Source organism: Methylobacterium bullatum (assembly GCF_014845095.1).
Taxonomy (GTDB): Bacteria; Pseudomonadota; Alphaproteobacteria; order Rhizobiales; family Beijerinckiaceae; genus Methylobacterium; species Methylobacterium bullatum.
This window is the reverse complement of the sequence record NZ_NKUG01000137.1, coordinates 1-2,549: the sequence shown is the minus strand read 5'-3', so window position 1 is coordinate 2,549 and position 2,549 is coordinate 1. Positions and strand designations below refer to the sequence as shown.

3 protein-coding genes are annotated in these 2,549 nt (G+C 65.8%); 2 read left to right on the top strand and 1 reads right to left on the bottom strand.

The annotated features are described in order from the left end of the window. Window positions 1–360 precede the first annotated feature (360 nt). Window positions 361–1,242 carry an aldo/keto reductase family oxidoreductase gene (locus tag MBTS_RS18380; protein WP_147831266.1) on the top strand — a complete coding sequence of 294 codons (882 nt, stop codon included), beginning with the start codon at window positions 361–363 and terminating at the stop codon, window positions 1,240–1,242. Between the two features lie 359 nt (window positions 1,243–1,601). Next, window positions 1,602–1,862: a hypothetical protein gene (locus MBTS_RS18375; protein WP_147831268.1), complete on the top strand. Its 261-nt coding sequence runs from the start codon at window positions 1,602–1,604 to the stop codon at window positions 1,860–1,862. A 258-nt stretch (window positions 1,863–2,120) separates the two neighbouring features. Here the strand turns inward: MBTS_RS18375 and MBTS_RS23860 are convergent, their stop codons facing one another. Then, window positions 2,121–2,429 carry a hypothetical protein gene (locus tag MBTS_RS23860; RefSeq protein WP_238254149.1) on the bottom strand — a complete coding sequence of 103 codons (309 nt, stop codon included), beginning with the start codon at window positions 2,427–2,429 and terminating at the stop codon, window positions 2,121–2,123. Between the last annotated feature and the right edge of the window lie 120 nt (window positions 2,430–2,549).

Below are 2,549 nucleotides of genomic sequence, written 5' to 3'. Positions count from 1 at the left end.
ACCTTCGACGAGACCGACACGGGCAGTCAGGCCTAACTGAGGAACGTCCTGAGCCGGCATTTCGGGCTCTAGAGCGCTCTCCGTCGAAGTGGATGCCGGTTCGGCGAAAAAGAGCGCGGCAAGACAAAGGCCTAGAGATGTGTCCCGACCCAACGTGGTCGGGCGCAGCTCTAGCCCGAAGACGAACCGCCTCCCCGATCTTGGCGGCCGAGAGCCTTTGGCCGATGGTGGATCTCGCGAGGCTGCGACGCCGTCCCGCGACCCGTTCGCCCTGTCGCGCCCCCCCCGTGCGGATGAGGGCGTATTACCACGCCGATCACGAGGTTCTACGATCCCGCTCGTCACACAGGAGCGAGATGCATGACCGATATCGCACGAGCCGGGACCTACGCCCTCGGAGACCGCACGGTGAAGCGCCTGGGCTACGGCGCGATGCAATTGGCGGGTCCCGGTGTCTTCGGGCCGCCGAAGGATCGGGCCGGGGCCATCGCGGTGCTGCGCGAAGCGGTCGCGCGCGGCGTCGACCATATCGACACCAGCGACTTCTACGGACCGCACGTCACCAACGAGATCATCCGCGAAGCGCTCCACCCCTATCCCGACGACCTCGTGATCGTCACCAAGATCGGAGCCAGGCGCGGTGCCGACGCGTCTTGGAACCCGGCCTTCTCGGCCGAGGACCTCACGGGCGCCGTCCACGACAACCTGCGCAACCTCGGCGTCGAGGCTCTCGACGTGGTCAACCTGCGGATCATGCTCGACGTGCATGGGCCGGCCGAAGGCTCCATCGAAGCGCCGCTCTCCGTGCTCACCGATCTCCAGCGCCAGGGGCTCGTCCGCCGGATCGGGCTGAGCAACGTGACGGCGCGGCAGGTGGCGGAGAGCCGGTCCATCGCGACGATCGTCTGTGTCCAGAACCAGTACAACCTGGTGCATCGGGGCGATGACGCACTGATCGACGACCTGGCCGCATCCGGCACCGCCTATGTCCCGTTCTTCCCGCTCGGCGGCTTCAGCCCGATCCAGTCGGCGGCCCTGAACCAGATCGCCGAAGGGCTCGGCGCGACGCCCATGCAGGTGGCGCTGGCCTGGCTCCTGCGCCGTTCTCCCAACATCCTGCTGATCCCCGGCACGTCGTCGGTGGAGCACCTGCGCGAAAACCTGGCCGCGACGGACCTCGACCTGTCCGACGACACGATGGCGGCGCTCGACCGCATCGCCCCCCGCCCCGTGGAAGGCTGACGCGGCGGGGAAGGGGAGGCGCTTGGGTGATGGAGCGTTCCGCATCGACGCGACCGGGGCGGCCTGTCTCGATATCGGGCTGTCGGCACAGGCACGTCCGTCACGAATGGCCCTGCGACACTCATTCCCGAGACAGGCCGGGATTATAAGAACAACACCCCGCCATGTGCTTGTCGATCCAAAGCACATGGCGCTGGTATTTGTTATAATTCACCCATCTGACCTATCCGGCACCTTTAATCCACGGCGCCGTGTGCGTGCCAGCACGCCAGAGAGGGCATTATTACTTCATATTGGCTTCAAGCAGAAGAAGCAGCCAAGACGCGGCGGCTTCACAAGACAAGAAAGCCGTTGCTCACATGAAGACTTCCATTGCCGCTCTCTCGACCGCCCTCGTCATGGGCCTGGCCTCGATCGCGCCCACGACGGCGATGGAGCGCCCTTCGCGCTACACCACGCTCAGCCCCTATGACGTCGACACCACCCATTCGATCCGGGCCGATCGTCGGGCACCCTCGTCGTTCGGTTGTCCGATGAGTTCGGCCGCCGAGGGCAACGCCAACCAGCAGACCCGCGAGGTCATGCAATATGGCCAGACGTCCGGCGGTAGCCGCTGCTGAACCAGTCGGGACAGCACCTTGGCATCGATGCTGACAGTCTTTTCTTACTTCATGGTCGGCGTTGCATCGGTGATGTTGGCCGCGACCATCGTTGGCTCCGCCAATATCCTGATAAGCTCGTAGCTCGTCGTCCCGGATCACGATCCGGATCGGCTTCTTCCCATGCAGCGACATCCGCTGTGGGGAGGGAGCCGATTCCACGTTCGCCCGAATGGACCGCGCGGGAAGCCAGTCCCGGCAGACCTTCGCCGTCCGGCCTCAGGGCCGGCGCATCTGCTTGCCGGCGTAGGCCACGAGCTGGGAGAAGGCCAAGGCCGCCGCCGAGGCCTGGACCCGGCTCGGATACGGCATCGGAGAATGGGCGACCTCCTGGCCATAGGCGTCGCGCAGGGACCAGCCCCAGCGCCCGACCCGCTCCTCCAGCACGTCGAAATGCATGGTCCGGTCTCCGCTCGTGCGGGGCGACGGCGCGCTTGCCGCCGAACCGGCGCTCGCCCGCCTCGCCATGCCCGAGGGCAGGCCGGCGGGAGCGAGATTCCCCGATATCCACAGGTCGGCCGTCTGCATCTTGACCTCCGCGCTTGAACTCTATGTTCACTATATGTTCTTATTCGCGGAGTGTCCACCATGCTGTCGACCCCTATAGCGCGGATCGCCTGTGGCCCTCTCGCCCGTGCCGTCGAGGCC

Bases quoted from the DNA above. Each gene is read 5' to 3' on its own strand.
- MBTS_RS18380 (WP_147831266.1), top strand. From the start codon at position 361: ATGACCGATATCGCACGAGCCGGGACCTACGCCCTCGGAGACCGCACG.
- MBTS_RS18375 (WP_147831268.1), top strand. From the start codon at position 1,602: ATGAAGACTTCCATTGCCGCTCTCTCGACCGCCCTCGTCATGGGCCTG.
- MBTS_RS23860 (WP_238254149.1), bottom strand. From the start codon at position 2,429: ATGCAGACGGCCGACCTGTGGATATCGGGGAATCTCGCTCCCGCCGGC.